Here is a 1,543-nt window from a genome sequence, read left to right on the forward strand (position 1 = left end):
TGGCAGCGCCGCCCGCCAAAAGCTGATCGAGAAGCTCATTCGGTATGGCAGGCTCTTTGCGTCGTGACATAGTGGGACTCCTTGTTACCCATTATGCCCGGCCACACACGGAAATCCTGACAGTCCCGGGTGCGCCGCCTACACGCGCGGGGTAACTTTTCTTCTGCAAAAGCGGCTGTTCTGCTAGGCTTTGCGGCCGATTTCCTGTATAAAAAGCCATGCTCGACGCGGCATCCGATCTTCCCGAAGACCCGGCCCTTCTCAAGGCGCTGATCGCCCAGTTGCAGGCCCAGAACAAGAAGCTGACGACGACGCTGCGCGCCCATGACCTGGTCGTCCAGGCACTGCGTTTGCAGATCGCCAGGCTCAGGAAGCAGGCTTTCGGCAAATCCTCCGAGAAGATCGAACGCGAGATCGAGCAACTCGAGTTCGCTCTCGAAGACGTGCTTGTTTCGGTCGCGCAACAGGGCCTCGTGACAAGTGGCCTGGACGATTCCGAGGCGCAAGCGGCGGCCGCGTCTGCCGAGACCACCCCTGGGCCGCGTCCATCTCGGCGCCCACGCGTCTCGGCGGATACGCCGCGCCAACGCCACGAACTTGACCCCGGCAGCACCTGTCCGGAGTGCGGCGGCGAGCTGCGTCTCGTCGGCGAAGACGTGAGCGAGATCCTCGAGATGATCACGGCAAAGCTCCAGGTCATCGAAGTCGCCCGCCCGAAGAAGTCCTGCCGTTGCTGCGAGAAGATGGTCCAGGTGCCAGCCCCGAGCCGACCGATCCCCGGTAGCATGGCCGGAGGAAGTCTCCTGGCTTACGTGCTGATCTCGAAGTTTGACGACCATTTGCCGCTGTACCGGCAGAACGAGATCATCGCGCGCATGGGTGCCGACATCCCACGCAGCACGCTGGCCGACTGGTGTGGTCGCTCGATGCGGATCCTGCAGCCGGTGATCGACCGGATCGAGGCCTCGGTCCTGGGCAGCGACATCCTGCACGCCGACGATACACCGATCCGCGTGCTGGCTCCGGAACGACGCGCCAAGGGTATCGGCAAGGGTGTGATGCAAGGGCGGATCTGGGGCTATGTCTGTGATCAGCGGCCTTGGGCCGGCACCGCGCCGCCTGGCGTCCTCTACCGCTATGCGCCCAACTGGAAAGCCGAGCACGTGCTGGCGCACTTGGGCAGCGCGAGCGGTATTCTTCAAGCCGACGCCTACAAAGGCTATGCTAAGCTCTACGAACCCGTCGCGGATGGTGAGCCTCGCTTCCGGGAAGCGGCCTGCTTTGCGCATTGGCGACGCGATTTTCATGACATCTGGACGTCGCAAAAATCCGAGATCGCACACAAGGCGCTCGAGCGTATCGGGCAACTCTACGACATTGAGCGCAAGATCGCGGGCAAGCCTGCCGATATCCGCCAGGGGGACTGTCAGGATTTCCGTGTGTGGCCGGGCATAATGGGTAACAAGGAGTCCCACTATGTCACGACGCAAAGAGCCTGCCATACCGAATGAGCTTCTCGATCAGCTTTTGGCGGGCGGCGCTG

The 1,543-nt window shown here is 62.4% G+C and carries 1 pseudogene; it reads left to right on the forward strand.

Annotated elements, in window-relative coordinates:
* Positions 1-218 precede the first annotated feature (218 nt).
* Positions 219-1,445 (forward strand): annotated as a pseudogene (gene tnpC, locus EWH12_RS21815) (IS66 family transposase); the annotation flags it as partial.
* Positions 1,446-1,543 lie beyond the last annotated feature (98 nt).

It is taken from the genome of Sphingobium cupriresistens (genome assembly GCF_004152865.1).
Lineage (GTDB): Bacteria > Pseudomonadota > Alphaproteobacteria > Sphingomonadales > Sphingomonadaceae > Sphingobium > Sphingobium cupriresistens.